This is a genomic window from Pauljensenia sp. UMB1177 (assembly GCF_030217965.1).
In the GTDB taxonomy this organism is placed as follows: Bacteria; Actinomycetota; Actinomycetes; order Actinomycetales; family Actinomycetaceae; genus Pauljensenia; species Pauljensenia turicensis_A.
This window is the reverse complement of the sequence record NZ_JASOOV010000001.1, coordinates 554755-580710: the sequence shown is the minus strand read 5'-3', so window position 1 is coordinate 580710 and position 25956 is coordinate 554755. Positions and strand designations below refer to the sequence as shown.

General features: G+C 56.5%; 30 protein-coding genes. 18 read left to right on the top strand and 12 right to left on the bottom strand.

What is annotated here, in order from left to right; all coding sequences use genetic code 11:
• Positions 1-310 precede the first annotated feature (310 nt).
• Complete coding sequence (locus QP442_RS02535) at positions 311-1372, top strand: hypothetical protein (RefSeq protein ID WP_285069568.1); 1062 nt, start codon at positions 311-313, stop codon at positions 1370-1372.
• 148 nt (positions 1373-1520) lie between these two features.
• The gene (locus QP442_RS02530; protein ID WP_285069567.1) at positions 1521-3791 is read left to right on the top strand and encodes a VaFE repeat-containing surface-anchored protein; all 2271 of its coding nucleotides are present in this window, start codon (positions 1521-1523) and stop codon (positions 3789-3791) included.
• Positions 3792-4852: 1061 nt separating this feature from the next.
• Here QP442_RS02530 and QP442_RS02525 read toward each other — a convergent pair.
• On the bottom strand, positions 4853-5209 hold the full coding sequence (locus QP442_RS02525; protein WP_285069566.1) for a hypothetical protein: 357 nt from the start codon (positions 5207-5209) through the stop codon (positions 4853-4855).
• A 158-nt stretch (positions 5210-5367) separates the two neighbouring features.
• On the opposite strand from QP442_RS02525, the gene QP442_RS02520 reads away from it, so the two are divergent.
• Genes QP442_RS02520 through QP442_RS02495 form a run of 6 tightly spaced genes read left to right on the top strand, consistent with a single transcriptional unit; the run spans position 5368 to position 9390 of the window.
• Positions 5368-5730, top strand: coding sequence for a glutaredoxin family protein (locus tag QP442_RS02520; protein ID WP_285069565.1), 363 nt, complete (start codon positions 5368-5370; stop codon positions 5728-5730).
• Positions 5727-6659 (top strand): C40 family peptidase, encoded by a 933-nt coding sequence (locus QP442_RS02515; RefSeq protein ID WP_285069564.1) that lies wholly within the window; start codon positions 5727-5729, stop codon positions 6657-6659. Before QP442_RS02520 ends, QP442_RS02515 begins: the two co-directional genes overlap by 4 nt.
• Positions 6660-6689: 30 nt before the next feature.
• Positions 6690-7064, top strand: a complete 375-nt coding sequence (locus QP442_RS02510) for a single-stranded DNA-binding protein (RefSeq protein ID WP_006680466.1) — start codon at positions 6690-6692, stop codon at positions 7062-7064.
• 13 nt (positions 7065-7077) lie between these two features.
• Entirely contained in the window at positions 7078-7212 is a 135-nt protein-coding gene (locus tag QP442_RS02505) for a hypothetical protein (protein ID WP_006680467.1), read from the top strand.
• Positions 7213-7214: 2 nt separating this feature from the next.
• Positions 7215-8366 (top strand): ArdC family protein, encoded by a 1152-nt coding sequence (locus tag QP442_RS02500; RefSeq protein WP_285069563.1) that lies wholly within the window; start codon positions 7215-7217, stop codon positions 8364-8366.
• Positions 8367-8421: 55 nt separating this feature from the next.
• The gene (locus QP442_RS02495; RefSeq protein ID WP_285069562.1) at positions 8422-9390 is read left to right on the top strand and encodes a DNA cytosine methyltransferase; all 969 of its coding nucleotides are present in this window, start codon (positions 8422-8424) and stop codon (positions 9388-9390) included.
• A gap of 179 nt (positions 9391-9569) precedes the next feature.
• Here the strand turns inward: QP442_RS02495 and QP442_RS02490 are convergent, their stop codons facing one another.
• Positions 9570-9860, bottom strand: coding sequence for a type II toxin-antitoxin system RelE family toxin (locus QP442_RS02490; protein WP_207326459.1), 291 nt, complete (start codon positions 9858-9860; stop codon positions 9570-9572).
• Positions 9826-10062 carry a type II toxin-antitoxin system RelB family antitoxin gene (relB, locus tag QP442_RS02485; RefSeq protein WP_006680471.1) on the bottom strand — a complete coding sequence of 79 codons (237 nt, stop codon included), beginning with the start codon at positions 10060-10062 and terminating at the stop codon, positions 9826-9828. Before relB (QP442_RS02485) ends, QP442_RS02490 begins: the two co-directional genes overlap by 35 nt.
• A 127-nt stretch (positions 10063-10189) precedes the next feature.
• Between relB (QP442_RS02485) and QP442_RS08635 the strand changes: the two genes are divergently transcribed.
• The 7 genes from QP442_RS08635 (at position 10190) to QP442_RS02450 (ending at position 13671) form a co-directional block, all read left to right on the top strand.
• Entirely contained in the window at positions 10190-10390 is a 201-nt protein-coding gene (locus QP442_RS08635; protein ID WP_083856919.1) for a ribbon-helix-helix protein, CopG family, read from the top strand.
• A 314-nt stretch (positions 10391-10704) separates the two neighbouring features.
• On the top strand, positions 10705-10944 hold the full coding sequence (locus QP442_RS02475; protein WP_285069561.1) for a hypothetical protein: 240 nt from the start codon (positions 10705-10707) through the stop codon (positions 10942-10944).
• Positions 10945-10947: 3 nt separating this feature from the next.
• On the top strand, positions 10948-11715 hold the full coding sequence (locus QP442_RS02470) for a Fic/DOC family protein (protein WP_285069560.1): 768 nt from the start codon (positions 10948-10950) through the stop codon (positions 11713-11715).
• On the top strand, positions 11715-12269 hold the full coding sequence (locus QP442_RS02465; protein ID WP_285069559.1) for a recombinase family protein: 555 nt from the start codon (positions 11715-11717) through the stop codon (positions 12267-12269). Before QP442_RS02470 ends, QP442_RS02465 begins: the two co-directional genes overlap by 1 nt.
• A 178-nt stretch (positions 12270-12447) precedes the next feature.
• Positions 12448-12669 (top strand): type II toxin-antitoxin system RelB family antitoxin, encoded by a 222-nt coding sequence (relB, locus tag QP442_RS02460; protein WP_138346728.1) that lies wholly within the window; start codon positions 12448-12450, stop codon positions 12667-12669.
• Entirely contained in the window at positions 12666-12932 is a 267-nt protein-coding gene (locus QP442_RS02455) for a type II toxin-antitoxin system RelE family toxin (RefSeq protein ID WP_006680477.1), read from the top strand. The genes relB (QP442_RS02460) and QP442_RS02455 overlap by 4 nt, the downstream gene beginning before the upstream one ends.
• A 358-nt stretch (positions 12933-13290) precedes the next feature.
• Positions 13291-13671, top strand: a complete 381-nt coding sequence (locus tag QP442_RS02450; RefSeq protein WP_285024185.1) for a hypothetical protein — start codon at positions 13291-13293, stop codon at positions 13669-13671.
• A gap of 49 nt (positions 13672-13720) precedes the next feature.
• On the opposite strand, the gene QP442_RS02445 is transcribed toward QP442_RS02450, so the two are convergent.
• Positions 13721-13978, bottom strand: coding sequence for a hypothetical protein (locus tag QP442_RS02445; RefSeq protein ID WP_006680479.1), 258 nt, complete (start codon positions 13976-13978; stop codon positions 13721-13723).
• A 500-nt stretch (positions 13979-14478) separates the two neighbouring features.
• Between QP442_RS02445 and QP442_RS02440 the strand changes: the two genes are divergently transcribed.
• The 3 genes from QP442_RS02440 to QP442_RS02430 are packed head-to-tail and all read left to right on the top strand — an operon-like array spanning position 14479 to position 17262.
• Positions 14479-14895 carry a plasmid mobilization protein gene (locus QP442_RS02440; RefSeq protein WP_285069558.1) on the top strand — a complete coding sequence of 139 codons (417 nt, stop codon included), beginning with the start codon at positions 14479-14481 and terminating at the stop codon, positions 14893-14895.
• On the top strand, positions 14892-16853 hold the full coding sequence (locus QP442_RS02435) for a relaxase/mobilization nuclease domain-containing protein (protein ID WP_285069557.1): 1962 nt from the start codon (positions 14892-14894) through the stop codon (positions 16851-16853). The genes QP442_RS02440 and QP442_RS02435 overlap by 4 nt, the downstream gene beginning before the upstream one ends.
• A gap of 25 nt (positions 16854-16878) precedes the next feature.
• Positions 16879-17262 (top strand): DUF4913 domain-containing protein, encoded by a 384-nt coding sequence (locus QP442_RS02430; protein WP_285067564.1) that lies wholly within the window; start codon positions 16879-16881, stop codon positions 17260-17262.
• A 47-nt stretch (positions 17263-17309) separates the two neighbouring features.
• On the opposite strand, the gene QP442_RS02425 is transcribed toward QP442_RS02430, so the two are convergent.
• From QP442_RS02425 to QP442_RS02390, 8 genes are all read right to left on the bottom strand, one after another.
• Positions 17310-18371: a hypothetical protein gene (locus tag QP442_RS02425; RefSeq protein ID WP_285069556.1), complete on the bottom strand. Its 1062-nt coding sequence runs from the start codon at positions 18369-18371 to the stop codon at positions 17310-17312.
• A 15-nt stretch (positions 18372-18386) separates the two neighbouring features.
• Complete coding sequence (locus tag QP442_RS02420) at positions 18387-20114, bottom strand: type IV secretory system conjugative DNA transfer family protein (RefSeq protein ID WP_285067569.1); 1728 nt, start codon at positions 20112-20114, stop codon at positions 18387-18389.
• Complete coding sequence (locus tag QP442_RS02415) at positions 20096-21427, bottom strand: ATP/GTP-binding protein (protein ID WP_131367595.1); 1332 nt, start codon at positions 21425-21427, stop codon at positions 20096-20098. The genes QP442_RS02420 and QP442_RS02415 overlap by 19 nt, the downstream gene beginning before the upstream one ends.
• Before the next feature lie 143 nt (positions 21428-21570).
• Positions 21571-23052 (bottom strand): SCO6880 family protein, encoded by a 1482-nt coding sequence (locus QP442_RS02410; protein WP_131367596.1) that lies wholly within the window; start codon positions 23050-23052, stop codon positions 21571-21573.
• Positions 23049-24302: a collagen-like triple helix repeat-containing protein gene (locus tag QP442_RS02405; RefSeq protein ID WP_006680487.1), complete on the bottom strand. Its 1254-nt coding sequence runs from the start codon at positions 24300-24302 to the stop codon at positions 23049-23051. The genes QP442_RS02410 and QP442_RS02405 overlap by 4 nt, the downstream gene beginning before the upstream one ends.
• Entirely contained in the window at positions 24303-25064 is a 762-nt protein-coding gene (locus tag QP442_RS02400) for a hypothetical protein (protein ID WP_285069555.1), read from the bottom strand.
• On the bottom strand, positions 25064-25378 hold the full coding sequence (locus tag QP442_RS02395) for a hypothetical protein (protein WP_006680489.1): 315 nt from the start codon (positions 25376-25378) through the stop codon (positions 25064-25066). The genes QP442_RS02400 and QP442_RS02395 overlap by 1 nt, the downstream gene beginning before the upstream one ends.
• A complete protein-coding gene (locus QP442_RS02390; protein ID WP_285069554.1) occupies positions 25378-25944 on the bottom strand; it encodes a DUF6668 family protein in 567 nt (188 codons plus the stop codon). The genes QP442_RS02395 and QP442_RS02390 overlap by 1 nt, the downstream gene beginning before the upstream one ends.
• Between the last annotated feature and the right edge of the window lie 12 nt (positions 25945-25956).

Below are 25956 nucleotides of genomic sequence, written 5' to 3'. Positions count from 1 at the left end.
CCCAGACCGAGGCCAAACCACGGGCACAAACACCCACACCCAAGACCCAGGCCAGTGGTATCCAAAAAATCACTGTTCGGGTAGATGAAAAAGTGGCAGACGAAGCACGTGGCTTATTCATCGCCAGCCTTGCCAATAATGGGCCGACTACGTGGAGCAAATGGGTAGAACAAGCCCTCATCGCCTACAACACGCAAGCCCGCGCCCGACTACACGCGCCTGTCCCACCACGCCAAATCGGCACCCTACCCCTCGGACCGCGCGGCCCCATCAACTAGACTCGACATCAACACAGGTCAAGGAAAACACCATGAGCACCAACGAAGCCGACACCCCATTACAAGAAACAACTGATACTGCGATGAGCGAGCCAGTCTCTACGGTGACACCACCGTGGTATAAGCGCCCGCCCATTATTGCCACCATCGCCGTAGCACTCATCGCCGTGCTGGTTGTGGTTGGGGTGGTATGGAAAACCCACACTGATACGTTGAGCGCGCGCGAGGAATACCAGGCGACCCAAGCCACCTATCAGCAGACCTTGACCGAACTTGACCAGACTAAGACGCAAGCCAAAGCGCTTATTGATCTAGTGGCTCAGCGGGCTTTAGACACTGACACCACGGCTCTAGCCGTGGCGGTAGAAGAAGCAGACGCACTTTCAAGCGTTGAGGCCCAGGATGCTTCCGCGCTAGGACGTGAACAAGCCAAAGAAGCTACGCGCGCGGTCAAGGACGCCCAAGGGGAGGCTCAAAGCGTGCTTGATAAGCTCACTGCTTCATTTGCTGGCGTGCGTGAACACGTCGCGGCCGCGGCTACAACCACTTTTGACCAGGGGATAAAAACCCTGAATGAGGCAATCGAAGCCGCTGGCACGGCTAATCGTGAAGGCGTAGAAACGAGCGTAACCGACCAGCTTGATGCTGCACTGAAAGAAGCTCAAGCACTCGACCAAGCCAAGCCTGAAACGCTGGAGGCTGTGGCTGATATTGAGGCTGTGTTTACCCGCGCCGACCAAGCAGGCACAGTAGCCAAAACCCTAAGCGATGCCACCACAGCGGTAAACGACGCGGCCACAGCCTACACACAAGCCCAACAGGCTCAAAGCACGGGCGGATACAACGAAAGCAACGGTGGTGGCTACAGCGCCAGTACCTACAGCAACTCGAACGCAGGTGGCAATGGAGGCGGTGGCTACAGCGGTGGTAGTGGTGACGTGTGCGGCGGCGGACCATACTGCTATAACCCAAACTTCCCCGAATGGATACAAGCCACCGACGACGGAAGCTGGCACCACCAGGTGCAGCCAGATGAGAATGGAACAGTTATCGGCGATATTCAAGGAGAAGTATGTGTAGGTACTTGCGATTGATGTGCCGGAGTTAATCGCTAAGTATTCCGATGGCCCGTAGACCTAGTGTCTGCGGGCCATCTTTGTGCGCGCACACTCCACGTAATAGGTGAAGCCCCTGAATGGGTTTCGTGATCGATCATCAAACCTATATGAAAGTGGAGTAGTGATGAGTATTCCTATAACCACGCACGCTCAAGACGCGCCTCGCGCCACTAAGGGTGGGCTGGCTTACCGGCTAGCTCTCGCTTTAACAGCGCTTGCGCTTATCTTTGTCGGCTCTCTGAGTGCCTTGCCGGCTCACGCGGCGGGCTCTTGGGTGCGCGGCGTGCCTATTGGAGGAAGTGTTGGCTGGCTTGGCACGTGGATTCCCTACCAAGGCCAGCCCACGCCTGGTCTGTGTATTCAGGCTGACGCGGTCAATCCCTCGGCGGCAGTTGCCGTCACCCCCGGAGAGCTGACGAGTCAGCCTGGCCTTAGCCGTCCGGCTGATCTGAGTGTTGATATTGCTCAGATGGCGTACATCATGAAGTGGTACACGCCAACCTCGCTTGAGTTTTCGAATACTGACGTAGACGCGGCCGCTACAGGTTTTCTTGCACACGTGAACTTTGAGAACTCGGGTCGCGCTCAGGCGAATGTCAATGAGCTACTCCAACTCACGCCGGCTAACATTCAAAACCGGGCACGCCAAATGGTCGCAGAAGCCAAAGCGGCCGGTGTCGCCGGATGGCAAGCAGGTGAACCAGAAACCACCAACCACATGTACGGCACGCTAGGTAAGTTGGGCTTAAAGAATGCTAACGGTAGTTTTATTGCGGGATACCCCTACACCATTACGCTAAATGGTCCAGCGGTGTTCGACGAAACGGGTACTAATACTTACACTGGCACCACTGCATCTACCCCCATTATGGGCATCAAGTGGCACTCAACCGCCAACGGCAAAGTCTTTGCTACGACGGAATACAAGAATGTTACTGCCCCTGTTCTCGGTTACGCGTCGCCTGGTGGTGGCAGGCAGGACGTGATTTTCGATATTGAGAGAGTTACATCTAAGACCGTTCAGTCTCCGACGTGGGATGTTATCTTCGATTTCCGCCCCCAAGGCCTCTCAAATGTGGATACCGCTAAGGTCATTGACAGTGGCGCTGAGCTGACTGACACGTTCACCCCGAACGCTGACCCGAACTACGGGGACGGTAAGTGGCTCAACATCGATGGCACCAATGTGCCCGTGAACTACCGCGCAAGCCTCTACTACATCGACCCCCTCGCTCCAGCAGGCCAGAGCGCGACCGTGCCAGAAGGCGCAGAACTCATCAAGTCCGTCATCGTCAAAGCAGACGGGCCTGAAACGGTGCTTACCGCTAGCGCAGGGGCCGCACCCAAGGACGGTTTCTACACGTGGGTGTGGGAAGTAAAAGCCGATGACCAAGATGCTGAGTGGTCAAAGTACATTAAGGCCGACTTTGTTGACGACTATGGCATGGCAGACGAAACCACGTCGGTAAGACACCCAGCTCAGATTGATTCGAAGTTGAGTGTGCGTGACACCAAGGCGGGCACCTACCTAGTAGATGACGTGTTCGTCACCGGAATGCCCTCCGATCACCCCAACTTTGAAGGCGCAGCCGGGTTCAAGGCAGACGAGAAACTCATCTCTCACGAGGTCTTGTTTTTCCCCGCTGGCCTTAAAGTAACCGAAGCGAACCGCGACAAGGCTGAAAAGATTGGTCAAACCGTCACCATTGCCGCTAAGAACGGTGTCTACCCCAGCGTTGGTGACACGTCGTGGATCGCTAAGAAGGGTGCGGACGGCAAGCTAGTAGCCGGCACCTACGTATTCATCTCTACTTTTGCTGGTGATGACCGCGTAACCCCATTGGCTACTTCTGTAGAGGATGTGACCGAGCAGTTCACTATCACAGCTGATGGCCCGAAGCTCAAGACCACGTTCACCGGCGAAAACGGTGAAAAAACCTTGAAGCCTGGCAAGGACACGAAGCTGGTTGACAAGGTGTGTGACGCGAACGAGAAACTTGTTCCCGGAACTGAATACACCTTGAGGCTCAAGGTTCACAACAAGACCACCGGCAAGATGGTCATGGTAGACGGCACAGAGTATGAAGCGACCGCGAAGTTCACGCCCAACACTCCGCAAGACTGCGGGAAGGTAGTAGCCAACCTGGACACTACCGGCATGGCAAACACTGAACTCGTTGCCTTTGAATACGTCTACGACGCAAACGGGCAGCTCGTGGGCACCCACACGGATGCTGGTGACGCGGATCAGACCATTAAGCTCGCAGCCTCGGACAACTCCGGTGGCGGGTCTGCTCTGGCCAAGACCGGCGCAAACCTCGCACCGCTAGGCGTAGCCACGCTACTAGCCACGGGTGGTGCAGGTGCCCTCGTAGCTAAGCGACGCAAGAAGTAACCCACAAGATCCCCTCCAGGGATAGTTAAGGCCCGCACCTTTTGGTGCGGGCCTTAACTGTGCGCGCACACCCTACGCAGTAAGTGAAGTCCCAAGCGCGGACTGAAACAAACACCGGTGACGAACAGGAAAAACAGTGTCTAGACTCAAAACACTCATAAAAACTACGGCTATGACCATCACAGCCACAGCCCTGCTAGCAACAAGCGCAGGACTTGCTAACGCCCTACCTCCCGAATCAAAAGACAGCGCGTTAGAAGAAGTCGGGCAAGGCTACCACCTACAAATCGATGACAGCCTTGTGTGGTTTGGAGGATTGAAAAACCCAGACGGACATGACCCCCTCATCTGGTCCACCATCTTCACCAATAAAATCCCCTACGACCCGCAAGGCTACTTTCTTAACACAACCAACGTTGATAACCACCAAGACCCCCAACTCAGTGTGACTGGCACACAGATGGGGTGGATTCTAGCCACCTACGAATCTGTTAATACCACCCAGTCTCGCGCCGCCATATCACTGCTTAACCGGCTCAACTTTGACGCTTCGGCATATGCGCTCGACCCTAGCCACGACCCGAACTCAGAACTGCTCCGCCCCGCACGCGAGCGCGCCGCCAAGGCCACGGCCGCCATGCAACAAGAGCATCCCGATGTGGTGGAACTAGCGAAAAAATACGCTAACCAAGCAGTAAACGCATCACCCGAAAAGTTCGGCTCACCAACCGTCCAAGGCGATGGCACGACCGAGGGAACTATTAACCTGCGTTGGATCAACGCCCTAGGCAAACCCAGCCAAGGACTTAAAGCCACGGCCACGCTAGATGGCCCGGCCGTATTCAAAGACAGTGGCACTAAAACATGGCAAGGCGAAAGCACAAGCGAAGGCTTCCAAATACCCTGGAAATCTACCGGAGCTGGCACTGTTAAAGCCGAAATTGAAATCATGACCGGCTATTACTCTCTCGTTATCCAACTCAATAGGAAAGGACTGACCTCGGTACGCACAGGCCCCGGCAAAAACACGAGCGAGGCAACCCGGAAACAGGAAATAGAGTTCAACACTGCCGAACCAGAACCTGAGCCCTCGCCAGAACCATCGCCCTCGCCAGAACCTGAGCCCTCGCCAGAACCAGCACCTTCGCCAGAACCAGCACCCACGCCAGAACCAGCACCCACGCCAGAACCAGCACCCACGCCAGAACCAGCACCCACGCCAGAACCCACACCCTCGCCAGAACCTGCACCCACGCCAGAACCAGCACCCTCGCCAGAACCTGCACCTTCGCCGGAACCCACACCCTCGCCAGAACCTGCACCTTCGCCAGAACCCACACCCTCGCCGGAACCAGCACCCACGCCGGAACCTGAGCCCACACCCCAGCCGCTTGCTCAAACAGGCGCAAACCTCGCACCACTAGGCGTAGCCACGCTACTAGCCGCAGGTGGCGCAGCCGCCCTCGTAGCTAAGCGACGCAAAAACTAACCCCACAGGCCCCTCCAAGAGATAGTTAAGGCCCGCACCAAAAGGTGCGGGCCTTAACTCTGTGCGCGCACAACCTACGTAGTAGGTATGAGCGAAAACATTACTATTTACACCACCCCGCACTGTCCAGGGTGTGCCCTGACCCAACGCAAGTTGGACAAGGCAGGAATCACCTACAACGCCATTGACTTAAGCAAGCGACCCGACCTGGTAGAACAGTTCAAAAACGAAGGCCTCCTATCAGCCCCGATCATAGAAACCCAAACGGGTCGCTCATCTGGGTTTAACCCTGAACGCATCCGCGAAATCATCGCCCTGGCCACCCCTTACACCAAACCAGACCAAGCGGGCCGCGCAAACAATACCGGCCACACAAGCGCTGTCAGCACCCCCAGCCACACTAGGAACCTCGATCACGGTGTAACCACCGAGCAAGGGCGCGGGCTGTGAAAACGACACTCATCGCCGCAGCCCCGCTCATGCTCTTGCCTCTGATGATGACTGGAGGCGGAGCCGAAGGAGCAGGAGCGGGCCTAGAGGGAGTGCCCCCCGAATATGTGCAGGCCGTGATGAAAGCGGGCAGTATCTGCACCGAAATCACGCCCAGCCTCATCGCTGGACAAATCGAGGCTGAATCCGGGTGGGACGCGAAAGCTGTGAGCCCAGCCGGCGCACAAGGTATCGCTCAGTTCATGCCCGCCACATGGAAATCTCACGGGATAGACGCAAACGGGGACGGGGTGGCCGACCCGTTCGACCCTATCGACGCTATCGCCAGCCAAGGCCAGTTCATGTGCAAGCTAGTAGACGCCGTGAAAGCCTACGTCGCGAGCGGGCAAGCAACAGGAAACGTGGTTGATCTTGCCCTAGCCGCATACAACGCGGGACCAGGAGCAATCCAACAATACCGGGGCATACCCCCATACTCTGAAACCCAAAACTACGTAACCAAAATCAAACAGCTGGCCAAAAAATACACTCAAAAAAGTGCTTCAGCCTCGTCCGTAGTGGCCACTGCCCAAAAATATCTTGGCACCCCCTACAAGTGGGGAGGCACCAGCGCGGATGGACTGGACTGTTCGGGCCTCATCGTGCGCGTCTACACCGACCTCGGCAAACCCCTCAACGCGCGAACCGCCCACGACATCATCACCCGAGCAGGCACACCCATAGACCAATCAGCCCTACAACCAGGCGACCTGATCGGCTTCGCCACTCCGGGCAGTGGTCACTACCACCACATCGGCATCTACGCAGGCAAAGACCCCAGTGGCAACCGACTCATGATCCACGCCCCCGACGTGGGCGGACACGTCGAACAAATACCCCTCGACACCCCCTACTGGCTCAGCTTGCACTGGCAAGCCGTCCGCATCTAACCAACCAAACAACCATTGAGGAGTCCAACAGTGAGCTACATAGTACGAGCTGGAAATCTAGCAGGCCCCGTCAAACTCACCCTCAACGATGACGGAACCCACCACGGGCGCGTAACCGTGATCGTAAACGACCGGGCTAAAGACCCAGAAACCGGCAAGTGGGAAACCGTGGCCACCACCGGCTACTACCTACGAGTCCACGGGCAGACCGCCGTGAAACTCAAAGACTTCCAAGAGTTAAACGGCAACGCCGCCATCATCTTTAGTGGCACCTATCGCGCGCGCACCTACACCAGTCAAGACGGGCAAGAGCGCGTAGCCCACGACGTGTGGGTAGACCACATCGGAGCAGACATTGCCCTCCAAGAACTACACATCAGCACCAACGACTCCACAAACAACTAACCAGGAGATTCAAATGGACAACCAATACACCACGCTAGAACTCGTAGAAACCCTCATCGAGCAGGTCCAAGCCCAGCAAGACCAGATCGAACAGCTCTCACAACGCCTCCAGGCTCTTGAAGCTCAAAGTGGCAAGGTAGGCAACTAATCATGGCCACCCGCAGCAAAGAAGAAGCCAAAGAAGAACGCGAAGCCAAACTCGCCAAAGCTCACGAAGAAATCGCCGCAGCAGCTGCCCGGTTCAAAGACACCCAAACATGGAAAGACATGCTGGACTACATGGCGAAAATGCCCCAGTACTCCTTCCGCAACCTCGTGTGGCTCCACACCCAAGCCCACCAGCGCGGAAGCAAGGAATCATCGTTTGCTTCCTACACAGCGTGGAAAAAGCTAGGTAGACACGTCCAAAAAGGAGAAAAAAGCTACCACGTCCTAGCACCCGTCACCTACAAGCTCCCCTTCCTCAAAGATGAGGACCGGCCAATAGACAAAAGCGAGCTAGAAAAGTACGACAAGAAAGACATTATCTGGAAGCCCGCCGTCACAGGGTTTACCGTGCGCCCCACGTTTGGCTACCACCAAACCGAAGGTGAACCGATCAAAGGCAAAGACCTACCCCAAGTAACCGGAGAGCGCTCTGAGCAGTTATGGCAGCGCGCGAAACAGATTGTGGCTGATCTTGGGTACAAGTATGAAGAAACCACGCGCAAAGCTCTTGGTGGCGCATACGGGGTAACAATGCGGCCGATGATCGAGGGGCAAGGTGAGAAAACCATCGCGGTAGCCACCGACGCGCCTGAGGCCCACCAGTTCAAGACTCTTATTCACGAGATCAGTCACGCCCGACTCCACATGGACCAAGCAGATCAAACTGAGTCCATGCATAGGGGGATCAAAGAAGTAGAAGCCGAATCATGCGCCTACCTAGTCAGTAAATACTTCGGCCTCGACACAGCCGAATACTCCACCGGATACATCGCCGGGTGGGCAGACGCAGACGAAAAAACCATCCTCGCCACCGGGGAACGGGTAATCCAAAACTCGAACTGGATCATCGACCAGCTCAACCCGCAAACACCCAGCGACGAAGCAGTAAACACTTTGCAACGCACCCAAACCAGGCAACAACAACAAGAACAATCCCAAGTAGAAGAAGCACACGAAACAACACCCACACGCTCAAAACCACCCTTGCCCGGTATTGGGGAGGTGCCGCAGCTCAAGAAGCTGGATCACCCAACCCAGCACCCCACCACCCGGCGCACACCACACCAAACCGCGAGCCTATCCCTACACAGATAGGAACCAGCAAGCAGGTAACACCATCAGTGGCACCAAGTGGAAATGGGGCATATTCATGGCTGAGAAGTGGACGTTAGCGTCATTCTTTGCGGGAATCGGAGGGATCGACCTCGGGTTTGAAGAGACCGGCAAAGTAAAGACGATTTACGCCAATGAGTTTGATTCATATGCCGCCCAAACGTATGAACAGAACTTTGATCTCACAGTAGATGGGCGCGATATTCACGAGGTTCTGCCCGAAGAAGTACCCGATGCCGATATCTTTGTCGGCGGTTTCCCCTGCCAGGCCTTTTCAGTGGCGGGATACCGTCAAGGGTTTACCGACAAGAAAGGTCGAGGCGATCTTTTCTTCGAATTGATGCGGATTATCGCAGTGAAGAAGCCTCGCGTCATCTTCCTTGAAAACGTGAAAAACCTAGTGAGTCATGATCGTGGGAACACATTTCGAGTTATCCTTCAGGCTCTGAAAGAAGAGGGATACCACTACCGCTACCAAGTATTGAATGCGATGGAATATGGGAATACTCCCCAGAACCGTGAGCGTATCTACATTGCCTGCTTCCGGGATGAAGCAGATTGTGTGCGATTCTCATTCCCAGATCCGATTCCGCTAACAAAGAGTCTGTCAGACATTATCGATTTCGATCATGAGGTGGGTGAGCGCTACTACTACACCGCTGGAAAATTCAAGGGCGACGTGTATGAGCAGCTTGAGGCTGCGATGGACGATCCGTCAGCCGTCTATCAATGGCGTCGTCGATACGTACGTAAGAACATGTCTGGTGTTGTCCCGACTCTGACCGCAAACATGGGCGAAGGAGGACATAACGTTCCCATCGTCCGCGTGAGAAGCGGTATCCGTAAGCTGACTGCTCACGAGTGCTTCAATACGCAGGGTTTCCCACTTGATTTCAAGCTTGCAAAGCAAGCCGAGTCACGTCTGTACAAGCAGGCAGGAAACTCGGTGTGCGTTGAGGTTATTCACCGCATTGCCGAGAATATCGTCCGCGCCCTGAGCAACTGATCACCATTTTTAGGGTGGGCGTTTGGTGTTGCCTTAAGGCTTTGACATGGTGGGTGTTGAGATTGACTCTACGACAGCAAGGATTGCGAGCAAGCTCTACCCTGATGCGAAGATTCTCAATGAGTCTTTCGGGGATACCCGCCCTGACTGGTGGTGCTGACACGGGCAGAATCGTTCGTTTATGAACGCCCCTTGTACACCTGTGAACGATGATTTACATCGACGACAAGAACTACCATTACATCATCTTCAATGAGGCACACGAGCCGATAATCTCCAACTCGGTAACGCCACAGTCCTGCCAGGTTTCCAGTCAGACCCTTCCCCTGCATCCGAGGGTCATCAAGCTCTGAAATCTGTCGAAGTTTAGCGACGATACGTCGAGCTATTGGCTTATCCAGCTTCGCCAAAAAGCGTTGCGCGCCTTTATCGACCTCAACCTTCCACGCCAAGGTCAGCCTCCAACTCATCAAGGCTTACAGTTTCAAGTCTGCCAGCACGCCAATCTTCAACCTTTTGCATGAGGCCATACTCGTATTCAAGGCGATCAATCGACTCTGCGAGAGCTTGGGTGAGGTAGTAAGTTTTCGTTCTGCCTGTCATCGACGCAAGGCGGTCATATCGACCTGCAAGGTCTTGCGGAATACGTAGTGCTGCGACTGATGTTGCCATAACTCCTCCCAAGTGTTTACGTGTAAACATCTTAGCTGGTTCCCGCTTCTTATTCAATCTCTGGCGATCGTTTTTCGGGGAAAGAGTATTGCCTGGAGATTCTCATTATGAGTCGGGCACCAGTGATGTGTGTCGTGGTGGCCCAATACGCAGATCCAGCGCTGTTTGGTCCACGCCCAGCGCCTTAAGCAGCGAGGGTAGCGAGACTCTCTCAGTGAAGATTCCTGCCGCTATGAAACGGGCGCTAACAGCCACGGCAGACAAGGAGAACATGACCACTAGCGAGCTAGTGCGCGCCATGCTCACCAAATCACTCATAGACGCATAGCCACTAAGCAGGTAAACCCACGGTTTTCGCTACACACCCCGCGCAATGCGGGGATAACCCCTACACACTAGCTAACAGCGCCACAATCACTGACGCAGACATCGAGCACGAATTTAGCCCCTACGACTGAGAGTCCAGACGAGTGTGCATTATCGACCGATAACGCACGCCATGACTACCGAAACAAGAAACCGCGTAAAACCAAGCAAACAAAACGTGCAAAACTAGCGCCCAAAACCTGACCCGTGCAGAACCACCACCCATTGAGTAACGCACGCGCACGCGATAGAATTAAAACAATACGGGGAGGCATTATGGACACTTTCGACATCGAGCAACGCTGGCCCGAATTGTTCCACAATCTTGATGAGCAACAACGACTCGGCGTGCTCAATACACTTGCCGCATTGTGGCATGAGGGATTCGAGCTGACCAGAGAAGATGTCGAAAACCTTACCGACTACGCTGCGGGCATTATCGACGCTGAGGAATACCGGGTGAGAGCACACGCAACGGTGCGCGCGCAGATGAAACTTGCCCGTACAAGTGCTTAAGACATGCCCAAATCTTACGAGTCTTGGGAATCGTATTTTTACCCTGAAACATACGACCCCGACACGAGACAAGGAACTCTACGAAACCTATTCGGGGAGCGCGACAGGGAACTTCTTAAGCAATTCGAGAAAGTCGAAACGGCTTCTAGGCTGTACGAACTTGAAAGCAACCAAGTCGCTATAGAGCGCACTTTTGACTCCGCTCACCTACGGGCATTGCATAGCTACATTTTCCAACACGTGTACGAATGGGCGGGGCAATACCGCACGGTAGGCATAGCCAAGGGTTACTCATCCTTTGCCGATGTAACGATGATTGACCGCTACTTGAATGATGCGCACGATCTTGTTGAGAGAACTGAATGGAACACGCTGGATAAAACAGGCTTTAGCGCCCAGATCGCGACCGTTTACGCCCTACTTAACCAAGCCCACCCTTTTAGAGAAGGTAATGGCCGAGCAGGCAAAGCCTTTCTGCACCACGTTGCCCAACTATCTAACTACACGCTACGGTTCGACCAGGTCACACCTCGCCAATGGAACCAAGCGAGCGCCTTATCTGGCCCAGACCTTGGCTCTTACGAAGTAGTGCCCGACTCACTCATTCCAGTCTTTGAGCAAATATCAACCCCAAAGGCGACCGTTCGCCCACCCTTGCCCGGCATTGGAGAGGTCCCGCAGATTAAGAAGCTGGATCACCCAACTCGGCACGCCGCGCCTCAACAGCGTCAAAGCAGAGGCAGGAGTCACGGTTATGGACGGGGGATGTAATGAGTCTTATTGGTTATGCGCGGGTGTCTACTCTGGAGCAGAATCTGGACGGACAGATAGACGCTCTCACCCAGGCAGGGTGTAGTCGTATCTTCACTGACCATGCTTCGGGTACTAAAACCGTGCGCCCCCAGTTAGACAAGGCGATGGACTATTTGCGTGAGGGTGACACGCTTGTGGTGTGGAAACTCGACCGCTTAGGCCGCTCACTACCCCACCTTGTTGAGGTTATTGCGGACTTAGATAAGCGCGGTGTTGAGTTTCGCTCTCTTACTGAGTCGATCGACACTACTACTCCGGGTGGACGTTTGGTGTTCCACATGGCCGCAGCCTTTGCTCAGTTCGAACGTGACCTTATTAGAGAGCGAACCCGAGCGGGCCTTGCTGCCGCGCGCTCCCAAGGGCGGCTTGGAGGCCGGCCCGCGCTCATGACACCTGAACGGTTAAAGACCGCTAGAGCCATGCAAGAAAACGGGTCTAATAACGCTGAAATTGCCAGGGTACTCGGCGTTAGCCGCTCCACCGTCTCAAGAGCCTTAAACCCTCATAAATAGTTAAGACCCTCGCTAATGCCTGAACTTATGCCCGCTAGCGCGGGGAGTAGGTAAGCGGACGAAATCAGCACTATCCGCCATCACTTCAAGAAAACAGGACTGGCTTTGTCCGGCTAACCATTAACAAACAACACAGATTGAAGTACAATGTACTAAAAGGCGTTGGGAGACGGTAAACATGGCTTTTTCAATCAGACTTAGCGAGAAAGAACGCAAGCTAGCCACAAGCTATTCGCACTTGCACGGGATTTCTTTAGGTGAAGCATTCAAGCAAGCACTGTTCGAACGTATCGAGGATGAATACGACGTACAGATAGCCCAAGAAGCTCTGAACGAGTGGGCACGAGATGGATATAAAACTCGCCCGATTGAAGAATTATGGGAAGAGTGCGGGCTGTGAACTGGCGTTTAGAAACATCCAAAGCATTCGATAAAGAATTTAAAAAGCTCGATCACTACACTCAACGAATCATCAAAGGCTGGATTACTAAAAACCTCATGGAAGCCGACAACCCGCGTATTCACGGCAAAGCCTTAACAGGCAATCTCGCTGGCTTATGGCGCTATCGCATCGGTGACTATCGACTCATTGCCGAAATCAAAGACGATAAGCTTTCTATCTTGGCTATCTCCATCGGGCACAGACGCGAGATATACCGCTAAGCAAAAACGGCTAGGAAGTTTCCTAGCCGTTTTTAACGTGATTTGGCCACGCGGTGCGTGGCCTTGTTTCTTTTGTGCCACTGGTGGTGGCAATTGTGGAGCGCGTGAGCGCGCACTCTTCTTGTCTCCGGGGTTTTTTCCTGCTGGCTTTCGAGTCTACGTCGCGTGGTCTGTCCGTCAAACGCTTTGCGTTCAAGTGGGTGCGGGCTTTCACGGCATAAACCACTTCGTTTTTTATTCCATGACCCGCGCCCACTTGCCGATGGTGACGGGCAGACCTTGTCCGCGACTTGTTGACTCCGTGCCAGCCGGCAAAAACAAAGTCACAACCGACACACAGCACCTGGAGGGAGTCATCATGGATAGGGACTTGGCGCTATTAAAGGAGCGCGTAGATGAGTTCATAACCAAACTAGATAGTTTGGTTCAGTCGGATTGCTTGGAGGAGTTGTCTGAATATCTTGACGATTGTTGGGACATTGAGGTTACGTTCAACATGCAAGGAGAGTTCAATGGGTTCAGCTTAGCGGTGGCTCTTGGTGGGCCGAACATTTACATCTCTTACCATCGTTGCCAAGCCGTGGCAACGATTAGCGGTTCGTGGGGAACGATCAACTATCAAGACTGCCTTGGCGCTGATGTGAGCGATGCTCTCTGGGATGCAGGAGAGCATTTAGCAGAACAGGCGACATACGCGATCGAACGCCGCAGCCGCAACCCGTGGTCACACGTGGCATAAGAACACAGGGGCGTGCTAACCAAAACGGGTTAGCACGCCCCTGTTCTTACTACTCGTCCTTAAAGAGCGCGCTTGATGGGGGCGCGGCGATCTTCTTGACCTTGGGTAGTTTTGCTACGTCGAAGAATCCGGCTACGTTGAGGTCGCGTGTGGTCCAGCCCGTAGCAATTGCCGCCTTGTATGCGTTCTTGTATGAAGATACGACTGCTTCAAGTTGGATCATCGCCTGGCCGAGGTTACGCACTGCGTCCTCCCGGTTCTCATCGTGGTTTAACAGTTTGGTCACTGGGTCGAATGGGTTTGACATTCAAAGTTTTCCTTTCACTTCACAAAAAGCCACGGGTTAATGGCTTCGCCCGTTACGTAGGTTGTGCGCGCACACATGCGCACAACCACCAGACCAAACCGAACCGAACTCGCAACGCGGTCACCCGCGCGTAGGCGACGACTATCAAGAGTGATCGTGTCTCACAGCGAAGCTGTGCGCCACTGCGCTTCACCATCGCAACGACAGGCGTAGCCACGCCACTCACCGCCACTCCCCGTCGCACGCTCCGCGACTCGCACCGGCGCGTATCGCGGACAGCGGTCAAGCCACATCCATGTAGCTTGCACCCCTAGCCAAACAAACGCACAAGGTGCGTTCACTGCGCGCCCTAGCGCACACAACAGTGTGCGCGGTCGCCTGGGGAGCAAGCTATATGATAATGGTACCATTATCAGGCTTGCAGGTAGACACGTGGTTCTACCTGGGGCACACTAGGAGTGTGATCCCTTCGGGTCGCTACGCTGAGGAGATTGAGACTGATGAGTGGGTCGGACAAGCCGGATAGGCAGCGCGTTGCATCGCGCGATGTTCGTCGCGCTCCCCGATCGATTAACGGCCTTCAGCGTTCGTCGTTGCGTGTTCACCTCACAAGTAAAGAGCGGGCGTTGCTTGAAGCTAAGGCGAACAATCAAGGCTGGTCACTCTCTCGCACTCTCGTCCACGCTGCGTTGCATCCAGCTTCGGCACAAGAAATTGATACCGACAATCTTGCAGAGGTTATTACCGACTTGCGCGATTACCGTCGCAAGCTCACCGGCTTGGCTAACAACCTCAACCAGCTCACTCGCTACGCTCACGCGAAACAGGAACTGCCTCAACATATTGATGATGTGCTAGGCCAGGTTGAGCGTAGCGTTGATGAGATCAACTATTTGCTTGCGAGTGTGCGCCGATGATGCCCAACATTGTTGATGGTGGCGACACTGGTGGCCTCATGCGTTACCTGGTTGGCCCAGGACGCGCGAACGAACATGTCGAGCCGCACTTGGTGGCTGGCTCAAGGACGATCATGAACAGGTGGGGCGACTGGTCAGAACTGTCGCTTGCTCAAGCAAGCGAGATAGCGAACTATCTCGACTCATTCATGCACGAGACCGAACGCTTCGTTAGCGGACCTATCCGCAAGTTTGATCCTGAAATGGGTAAGACACGCGTCGCTGATTACGGTCCAAACCACGTGTGGCACTGTTCTTTGTCCCTGTCCCCCGATGAGGGTCCATTGTCTGAGGACAAGTGGGCGGCAATCGCGCGCGACTTCATGGACGAGATGGAGTTCACCGCCGCGTCAGGCAAGGCTGAGTGCCGGTGGGTGGCGATCCATCACGGCACGTCTAAGAACGGTGGGGACCACATTCACATTGCCGCGAACATTGTTCGCGAGGACGGCACGAGGTGGAACTCGTGGAACGATCAACCACGTAGCCAGCGCGCGTGCAACACGCTTGAGCACAAGTACGGGCTACGCATTGTTGAGTCGCGCGAACACGCGCGCAGCTCCAAGTGTGACAGCGCTCAAGCACTCAACGCTGCACGGCGCGCGGGCAAGCAGGTGACCGACCGGGCCGCGCTTGAGTCACGCTTGCGCGCAGCATCTAAGGCTGCGACTAGCGAGGTGGACTTCATTGCCCGCGCCCGTGGCCTGGGCGTGAGGTTGCGCCCACGCTTTGCTAAGGGACGCACCGATGTGGTGGTGGGCTACTCGGCTGCGCTACACACTAAGCCGGGCGTCAAGACGCAATGGTATGCGGGCGGTTCCATCGCGCGTGACCTCACGCTGCGGGCGCTGCGTGATCGTTGGCCAGACACTATCGAGTCCGCCACTGACGCGGTGGGCGCGTGGCAAGACGCATGGAAGGGCATGCCCCTGTCAGGCGGCCGCCGCTCATACACGAGGGAGGAATGGCTTGGCCACAAGCGCGGCCTGGACATCTACCGCGACCAGCTGAGCAACGTTGATCCAACTGATCGATTGGCTCTTGCTAACGCCACTAATGATGTGGCTGGTCTACTCGCTGCCGCTGCACAGCAACCAGACTTAAGCGATGAGATGCGAGGCGCGCTGGACTACTGCGCGCGCCAAGTGGGGCGTAGCGGGCAACTCAAACAACGGCCCGCACAAAAGAGTGGGACAAGCCCATGGGTTGTCCTTGGAGCCCAACTGCTCAGCACCGCTGTTACTCCAAAGAACAGTGAAGTCTCCTACGCGCTTGCCCTAGTGGCAACAATGGAGCTAGTAAAAGCATTGGCCGACCTATACCGGCAAGCCCAACAGGCCAACACTGCGGCCGCAATGCTGCGTGACACGCGCGGCGTGTACGAGCGCGTGCGCATGGAAGCCCCCTATCTGCAAGCCACTACGCAGTTGCAGGCTGAGCCGGTGCCTTTGCAACAAGACACGCTACCAGCACCCACGACCACACAACAGCCGGCCCTTTCACCTGAACAGATCATCGAGCCGGCAGTGGCGCGGGCCAGCGTAGGTGAACTCAGCAACGAGGCCGAGAGTGAACGTATCGGCCAGCGCACCCCTTGGTTTGCCACCCCTCAAGGCTTTACCACTCCAACAGAGCACAGTGATAGTCGCACTAACCATAGTCACCGCGATTACATGAGCGAACTACGTCAATCCCTATTCCAAACCCCGGCCCAAGCCCAAGCAAGCGAGAACCAGGGCACGCAACAAGAACAAACCTCCACGAGCGGGACAGACGCTAGTGAAGCAGGTAAACGCTCCAAGCCGCCACTACCCGGTATTGGAGAGATCCCGCAGATTAAGAAGGTAGGCCCCACCCGCCACCGGAGCAAACCAACGTGGCTACCACCCAAGCGTGGTGGGCAGTCCCGCTCCAGGTAGTGCGCGCACAGTCCACGTAGCGGGTATGAGTGAAGAAGTAGATACCCCTGGCCTGTACTACCCCACCGTGGACGTGTTCGTTCGTGATTTTCTTGTGCGCATCTACGAGCGCGCCTTACCTAAAGGGCGGATGACGTGGTGTCCGCAATGGTGGAAGCATGATGAAGCGGTCTACCGCTTGCAAGCCTTATGGCTTGCTTGGGAGCACATGCGCGTCCACGATGGGCCGCTAGCAGCTGCGCAGTGGCTGGTAAGCTACGCTGATCCAATCATGGCGGTACTACTCGACAATGACGGCCCCTTCAAAGGCTGTAGCGTCGAGGGCGGGCATCGCGACATGCGGCCTCACCCTGATGGGGAGCTTCCTTGTGAGCCAGCCGCTCCTGACATTATCCAGCCGCGCGAATAATGACGAGCGGCCGACACTATGTAGTGTCGGCCGCCCTCTCACTCGGTCTACATGTGGCGGGTCTGTACACGCACCGCCTTCTTACTTGGCACTCGCGCGGGAGTAGTGTTCGTCTTACCGCTCTTGCGCGTGGCCGTCCTAGCGGGCTGGTGTAGTCCCGTGTCGGCAGTCATCGCCGCGCGCACCGCCTGCGGGTCTGCTCCCTGATCGAGCAAAGACTGGGCGTGCGCCTGTCGGGCCTGCATCGTATCCCACGCCACCTCAGCGCCGCGCCCGGCATGCTTGGCTTCGCTCATCTCTTTCACCGCTACGCCTTCTGCACCCTCGCTAGACTCGCCCGCCTTGAGCTCCTGCCTCGCCTCGCGCCCTTCTCGGCCTTCAACGCCCGCCTGACGCTGAGCGTGAGCGGCCATGCCAACGGCTTCGGCGTACATCTGCTCAGCTGCTTGAATGTCGGGATAAATATCGCGCACCCGCTGCGCGATATGAGCGTCCCCGTCTAGCCACTGGGATAAGTCTTTTTGCCAGAGACTATTGAGCCAATCCGGGGCAGTGTCCTTCTGCTCTTGCACGTAGTCCAAGATCGCCTCGGCCCGATCCTGGCCCACCATCTGATAGTCCCCGTCCTGATAGGCCCGGTACAACACTTCTTGCACGGCCGGTTTTAACTCGGCCGCGTCCTCACCATCGAGCACGGGAGCGTCCTTCAGTGCCTCGTCCACACTGGGAATATCACCTGGTCTTGCCAGCGGGCCGTGAACGTCAATGCCCCACCGTTCTTTAGCCTCCCTCTCACACCTGCGCGCAGCTAACTCTGCCTGGGGGTCAATATCGCTAAAACGGCGTGCCACCCCGTAAACGTAGGCTGCGTCATCTTCGACGGCGGTGTGCCACCACTTATCGTCAAGGGCTTGAGAGTAAACCTTTTGCGCTAACAGGCGCTCATCCTCAATCGCCCTTCGCAACGCTCTCTCATGGCCGGCTGAGGATTGTTCAGCCTTGCGTAAGGCTTGTTCTCTGCGCATGGCCATGAAACGGCCCACCGCCATCGCTACCCGCCATGCGCGCACCATTTCCGCGCTGGTCTCATTCAACACGTGATCTGCCATAGTATTCTCCCTTAACTACTTGCCCGGCTGATAATCTTCCTGGTCCCAAAACGGGATCAGTCGCACCAAAGTGGCTACCGCGCCCGAAGCGAACACCCACGCCCTGCCCTGGGGGAGAGCCTGCAAGTCCGACACGGTGGCAATAGGCCGCTGTTGGGATGCCTTAGATGTTGAATACGACCTGCCCTGAGAAGAACTTGAAATCTGGGTAGAGTCCACCCAATGTGTACCAATCAGTTCTGAGAGGTTGCGCAAAAAGTCTGGCTCTGACACGCCACCGCCATACACCTTCACATTCGCGGCCGACCAAAGGGCCTTCATGCCCTTATCGCCCCACACTCGCTCACCCTGACTCCACGACTGCAACACCGTGTCTACACACAGCCCGCGAGAACCAAAATGGGAATACTGCGAGGGTAGTTCGTTCCACCGACACACATTCGCCGCCTCGTCCAACTCGATCAGCATGGGAGTAGCCAACCTGCCGCCCGCCTGGCTAGTGGCGTAGGCCGTGGCCGCTTCAACCACGGCCACGGTAAGCGGGGTGACAATCTGGGTTGCACTGCCGCGTCCTTCTTGCGACAAGCAATACAAGGTTTGCTTGGTCTTAACGAACTCGCTTGGGTGAAACTCGGGCACGCCCTTGACGGGGGTGACCCAACGCATGAGACGCGTGTTATTCAAAAAGTGCATGATCCGCACCGCGCCACCATACACACTGCCGCGCGTTTCAGCGGGCATACCCATAAACCCTTCCAGGCTAGTAGCAGCTTTCAACAGATCATCTCGCACGTCATCCTCAGCGCACTCGCCTGCAAGGCTGCGGAGCAACAGAACCGGCTCATCATTAGTCTGGTCAGCCAACCACGTGTGCAAAGCCGTAATGGGCTTGCCTGCCGTGGCGGCCGCTAACAGCATCGGGGCAATCAGTTGGCACGCCCACTGATCCCACATGTCGTTACCATCCTTATTCGACACGTCCTCAGCAGATAAAAACATGTCCGCCAACGCGCCTGCCTGCACATAATCAGTCACGTACGACAGCGGGTTCCACCACCACGACTGTTCCTCCCCAGCGAGGCCTTGAGGATCAAACACCCACGCTTGTTCACCCGTGGCCTGAGCACGACGCGTGCGGGTCTCATCTACTATGTCCCGTTTGTTCGACGTGGCCACAACCGCGCCAGGAGCAGCGAAAATGCGCGGCACCACCCACGAGGTGGTCTTACCTGTACGCGGCCCTGCAATCGTGATACACACGTCCTCAAACGATGACATGACCGGTATCCCACCAGCCACCGTGCGACCCACCGGGAATCCGAGGGCACCACTCACGCCTAAACGCTTCGCTTTAGCGGCCACAGCCGCCTTCGTGATCGGCTCAATATCTTTACCCCTACCAGCCCACTGCGCGGCCTCATCACCGCGCCTAGAGCGCTTAGAGCGGCGTGGAAGTGCCAGAACCAGACCAGTAAGGACAAGGATGAGGAGGGCAACGCCTACCCCGCCAATCCACCAATACACTTCGCCGGTCGGGTCAAGCCGGCCCTGAAACACCTCGATCATGAGAGTAAACGGGTTCCACGAAACCCCGTCTACCCCGCGCCAGAGCGCCCAAGTGTGTGCGCCAAGAGTGATAAGTAGGCTAGCTGCGCCCACAATGGCGATAAAGACCGCCATTACAACAGTGGACGGCTCCCACGTGGATACATCATCGCGCGCACTCATCTTCTTTTGTTCCACCGTTGGTTCGTATCCGACAAGGCAGCCTCCCCCGCTACGAAACGCACCTGGAACGGTGTGCCCGGAGCGTTCGAGGTTTTCAACATGAACTTGCCCATGCCAAGAGGCGGGGCGTCCCTACCCGTGGTGGGGTCGTACGTGCCCGGAGCATTCCACGAGGTCAGCATCGACTTTTCCTTCTCAGTCAAAGAAAACACGCCCTCCAACAACTCCATCTCACGGGCGGGCAGACCACCTAAAAACAGCATTTTCGACCGCTCAACAAACCCCAAGGCTTTAAGCCGGTCTGCCGGGGAAGCCAGAGCGTTAAAATCTGCCATCGAGTGCGTGACCATCAGCTGACCCACACCCACCGTGCGGTTCAGACGAGTAAGAGAGTCAATACGCTCAACCAAGCCCGATGAGGCGCGCAAAATACGCCACAGCTCATCCATGACAATCTTGTAACGCCGCCTCGGAGCAACACCCGCATCAGCCAGTGTCTGCGCTATCTCCACGGTCGCAAACCCGTACGACCACGTAGCAAGCAACAACGCGGCCTGTAGGTCCTCTGAGGCTTCCTTAAATGCGGACACGTCAAACACTACGGAACGATCCATCATCATCGGCGTTGTGGTCTCCACCGCGAATAGACCGCCAAAGCGGCCCGACAACAAAGCCATGAGCGACGCTTCCAAGCTCTCGGTGACCGTCCGGTAATGGTTAATATCGCCGCGATCCAGTGCGGCTGCGCGGAGCTCATCTGGAGCGGAGCGCACAACCTCCAAAAGGTCAGCCAACACTACTGGCCGATCATAGGTCTCCAAAATACGGATAGCCTCGTCAACAATCGTCTCCTCCCTATCTGAAGGTGGCGTGCGACGAATAATGTGGATGAGGGAGCACACCATGTCTTTCTTACGCTCATGGGCTGCGGCCAGGAGCTTGTCACGATCCTCAAACTTGCCTGCCGCTTCCAACAACTCCACGGCCTCACGCACGTTGCCAGCATCGAGTGGGTTAATACCCGCACCACCATGCTCAATACTGATGACTTGCCCGCCAAGGGCTTCAATCAACGCCACATAGTCTGGCTTAATATCGCCCAGAACCATCGTGTGCACCCCGAACCCGGCTGAAGCGGTAATCATGCGCCGAACCAGAGAGGACTTACCCAAACCGTTCAAGCCGAGCACCATTGCCGAAGGGGCACTAATCAAACCGCGTTCAAACCATGAGATTTCGTCGGCGCACACTGCTCCCCCACCGTGCAAGGCCCGGCCAAGGGGCGCTCCCACTAAAGCCGTGTTCGACCCCACGATGAAAGGGAACATGCCACACACTTGTTTCGACGTGGCGCGCCACGGCTGGATCAGCGGCTGATTAGCTACCGTGCCAGAACCAGGCTTGCCCCTACTGCTAGTAGTGGTAGAGCTGGTGAAAAGAGCTGATACCAGGTCAGTTACAAAAGCCACGCCTACCAGCCTCCAGACAATGCCTGCGAAGCCGGGCGAAGCCCTAAAGGTAGGCCGAGTGCGAACGCGCTATCCTGCGCGCCATAAGCCGGGCGCACCAAAAGACGTGAAGAAGCGGCCAACGCCTGGACCGCGCTAGAAGTATCATCAAGCTCATCGGCGCTCGTTGTGGCGCTAATAATCAGCGCGAAATCCAACAAGCCCGCGCCCGACGCTTCCTCATCAGCCACCTGCTGTGCTGCGCGAAGCTCCCTACGCGCAGTAGCGGTAGGCCGAGGCGTGTTCTCCACCCGCGCGGCCGCGCGGTTCACATCCGCATCCGCCGCCCCTGGAGCCTTGGCCGCATCCAAAGGCCGGTACACAATAGTGACGCGCTTGCGCTGCACGTCACGAGACGGCTCTAAAATCTTGCGTAGCACGCCAGATTGGACATACCCGCGCGCAGGCCTCGACATCACCCACGTGCGTGAAAGACCCGAATCGTGCCGGTAATGATCCCACTGGGCCACAGCTCTCATAGGCCCGGCATCCTCCCACGTCAAAGCAACGTCCTCACCAGCATTAGCTGCCTGCTCAAACAAGGCTTCACTCGCCGGATCAAACGCCACGCGCGTGAGCTGACACACCTCACGCGCGGTCAAAAGATGCACCCCGCCCGCGCCTGTGCCCATCAGCGTTTGAGTAAGACCCGGCAAGTCCGAAGAAATACGTGAAACAACTTGCGGACGTTTCTTAGCCGAAGCGCCCATCTTAGACGGGTCAAACGTGAGCGTAATCCACGCGCGCACCCTCGCCGCACCCTGCCCATAATCATCGACCACACGGGTCAGAATCTGGCGGGCTACCAGCGGGGCCTGATCGCTCATGCGAGCACCCACCTCGCGGCGAAGCCGATCCCCACTATCAGGAATCGTCTCCACACACACGCTGGCCTGAGCCACGCCCATTTGCCCGCCCAAATCACCAAGCCACATGCCCCACAATGCCACCTGGTGATCCACCGTGTCCTGATCGGTCAAACCGCCCCCCTCAGGTGAGACAGACATGACCACGCTGAGCGTGCCATCCCCATGCTCAACCAAACCATAGGGACGCTCATAAGAGTCCTTATGCTCACTCAGACGCGAGCCGTACAACATTCCAGGTAGGTGACACTTACCCTGCGTTGGATCAACCGCAAGACCACCAGAAGCATGAATGTTCGACTTCCTACGCGCCGCCCGCCGAAAACGCATCTTTTGCCTCATCCTTTCTAAAACCGACACTCCGTGCACGTCGCGCGTAATCACAAGCAACACTCCGCCTGCCCACGCCACGGCGACAAGGGCTGCCACCATCACGCCTTTGGACATGGCCACCACCGACACCACGGCCAGGCCAAGCAAAACAATCAACGACTCACCAAAACCGAGCTTGCCAAGCCCTGCGCGACGTGGAACCCGCCAGTTGCCGTACGTGCGAACCTTTACCGCCTCATCACTCACCACTGAGCCTCCTGCCCACCATTAGGCCCGCCAGAAGAGCCACCAGCATCTGCTGCGTCACTCGCACCCGATGGGGCCTGCCCGCCCGCGCTAGGCACCGCATCTTGCCCGCTAGCACCCGTCTGGCCACTAGCTCCAGACGGTCCTGTAGCGCCGTCTTGACCGTTAGACCCAGAAGCTCCCGCCGGACCAGAAACACCAGGCGAACTATTCTCGCCGCCGCCAGGCGAACCACCCGAAGCTACGCTATTGATTGCCCCGTGAGCTGATTGGGCTGCGCCAAGGGCAGCGCCTGCTACTTCGGTAGCGCCACCACTAGCGGCCGCACCCGCGCCCCTGGCGACCGTCATCGCGCCAGTAGCTAGAACCGCGCCCGCACCAGCACCAGCGCCAGAACCGCCACTACTGAGCGCTTCAGTGGCTGGAACCATGAAAGTAATCAGTGCGGGCAACGACAATACCGCCAAAATCATCATGATTACCCCGGTAATGAAACGAGTAAGCTCATCACCATCAGCAATAGACCACGACTCGCCCTGCACCAGCTTGATTGCCACCGCGTAAATGATTGACGCGGCCGGTTTGAACATTAAGAACGCGAAAAACCAGGCGATGATCTTGCTCAGCCATGCCCTACCCCACTTGGTAGAAAACGCTCCCGCCGCCACAGGCATGATCCCAACCAGCAAAATCAGCATCGATGAGCGGATAAACATCAGACCAATCTGCACCAGGTTTGCCACCAGCGCACCCAAGCCGCCCACGATCAAAATCGTTAGCCCCAGGCCACCGTTAATACCAGTGACGTTGAGAATCTTGACGCCAAACTGTCCTGCATCACCATCTATAACCAAGCCAATAACCCACGTGGAAAACTCATCTGAGGCCTCCACCAGTAGCTGGCCTGCGCCAACAGAAACACTGGAAACCAAAGCGAGAGCTAACAGGGCGTGCAAGACGTTCATCGCACCCTCACCGCGCTTAGAAAGGGCCAAGTGAATACCAGCGACCATAAACGAGCCGATAGCTAAAGCCAATACGAGGAGACGAGTGGTGGAATGGATGAAACCAACCGCAGAATCGGCTCCAGTCAGGCTAGGCGTGCCAACGCCTAGCCATACCGTGCCGACTTTCAGCAACGTGGCCGACACGTCCTGAATGATGTTGAACGCCCACTGGGCAATAATGTTCTCACTCGCCTCAGTCGCGGCCTCGCTAATTTTGCACGACAATTCCCAGAAATGACACATTTACGCGCCCCACTCCACGAACCCCTCTAAAGGCAGCGAATCAATAATCCGCTCACCCCACGAATCAGTAGACGGAGCCTCCACCTTCCAATCCCCGTCCTGCCACACCAGCACCACCGGGAACCCCATCATCTTGTCGGGAGAGGCCACGGGTGAAACAGCGAGAACCACCATCGCGTTATCAGGGCCGCGATCTTCATACTTAAACCCGTGAATCATCACAGGCGAACCAGTCTCGCCCTGCCACTGACTCTTAATCTGAGACTCCAACCGATCCCGGTTAGGCCCTGTAGCCATGAGCGTAGGCACCACCTCATCGAGGCGTTCCTTCGATGAAAACCACGTGACGAAGTTAGCCGACGCAAGAATCGCTCCAGACGGGGTGTGCGCAAAACAATGCGAAACGCCCTCCGTCACGCCCGGCCCATACCCGTCAACATGTGGCACCTGAATACGATCACCAACATCGATCGGCACAGACGGCAAGGCCTGAGATGGAACCACCTGGTCATGGGCGACAAGCCCGCACACTGAATCAGACTCAGGTAGCCCCGCGTCCTCGACCAGGCCAGACTGGGCCTGGCCCCCACTTTCCTGCCTAGTAGATGAGACTTCAACAGGCTTATCACCGCCGACCTCGCGAGCGTTCTCGCGGGTAAACAATAAGAACGCCAACCCCACAATCAAAGCGACAAGCAGCAAGGCAGAAACAATAAACCCTGGGCGAACCAGACTATTAACAGCCTTTTCTTCCTCCGCCATCACAGCAGCGCTTTCGCTAAAGCCGCAGCCGCTGCGATCACGACCGCGCCCATAATCACAAACCCGATACGGCGCACGTTCTCATTACCCATGCCACGCTCATTAGAAACCGCGAGCATAATGCCACCAATAATGAAGCCCACAATCACCGTTGCCCCGGCAATCCACATCAGCCAGTTCAACACCGTCGACACCTTATCCACCACGCCAGGGGGAGCCACAGGAACCGGGTTGAGCTCCAAACCAGCCAAGCCAGCTACCAAGCGTGCCTTACCCGCACCAATCAGGGCAGTACCCCTAGAAAAAACCGTCATCAGACTTCCTTTCCAATCACAGACAAATCTTTCAAAACCTTGCGAACCTCACGCGAAACAGGGGCCTCCCACGCCAGTTGGACGCGCCACGCGGCCTGGAACGACACCAGCCACACGCGCGGAAACGCCCCCTCTATCCGCTTACGTAGCTCCACCAGCTCTTTAACTGGCCTGCCCGGCGCGTCCGCAGACAACACCAAGCCCGCCAACTCCACGCGCTCTACCTGGCCAGAAGCCCACTGGATAGCGGCCGACTGCGCGGCCCGAAGCCCCACAAAACTATTGCGAGCAACCACCACCGCGCGAGTAAACCCACTCGGATCAGGCCAACCCACGCCAGCATCGCCAGCGCCAAGAAGCCTCGCCCACGACGTGGCCCCAGCCCCACCATGAGCAGCAACCACCCACAGCGGACACTCCTGGCCGGAAGCCGAAACAATCGGCAACCCGCCCGTCATCGACACCTGTGCACCCGGCTTCCACACCCGCGCCCGCACCGGCCTTTCCGGCGCGGGCGACTGCACAGGCATGACAGGCGGGCTAGCCCACGGATTTGCTTCACTCATGTGCGCTCCCTT